The organism is Mammaliicoccus lentus, assembly GCF_002902755.1.
GTDB lineage: Bacteria > Bacillota > Bacilli > Staphylococcales > Staphylococcaceae > Mammaliicoccus > Mammaliicoccus lentus.
This window is the reverse complement of sequence record NZ_PPRS01000055.1, coordinates 1-387: the sequence shown is the minus strand read 5'-3', so window position 1 is coordinate 387 and position 387 is coordinate 1. Positions and strand designations below refer to the sequence as shown.

General features: G+C 42.1%; 2 tRNA genes. Both read left to right on the top strand.

Features of this window, described 5'->3' with window-relative positions:
- The first annotated feature begins 109 nt into the window (after positions 1-109).
- Positions 110-186 (top strand) — tRNA-Ile (locus CD135_RS11615).
- A 21-nt stretch (positions 187-207) separates the two neighbouring features.
- Positions 208-283, top strand: a tRNA-Ala gene (locus CD135_RS11610).
- Positions 284-387: the final 104 nt, after the last annotated feature.

Sequence of the window (387 nt, the reverse complement as noted above, 5' to 3'; positions counted from 1 at the left end):
CTGGATCACCTCCTTTCTAAGGATATTACGGAATGACCATAAGGTCATGGAATAACGGAGACATATTGTATTCAGTTTTGAATGTTTATTTGACATTCGAATTAAGAATGGGCCTATAGCTCAGCTGGTTAGAGCGCACGCCTGATAAGCGTGAGGTCGATGGTTCGAGTCCATTTAGGCCCACCATTAAATTAAATTACCCATTACGGGGGCTTAGCTCAGATGGGAGAGCGCCTGCTTTGCACGCAGGAGGTCAGCGGTTCGATCCCGCTAGTCTCCACCATTATTATTTTGCACATTGAAAACTAGATAAGTAAGCAAATAGATTTTACCAAGCAAAAAACCGAGTGAATTTTTAACGAAATTCAACAAGCTTAATAATCGCGC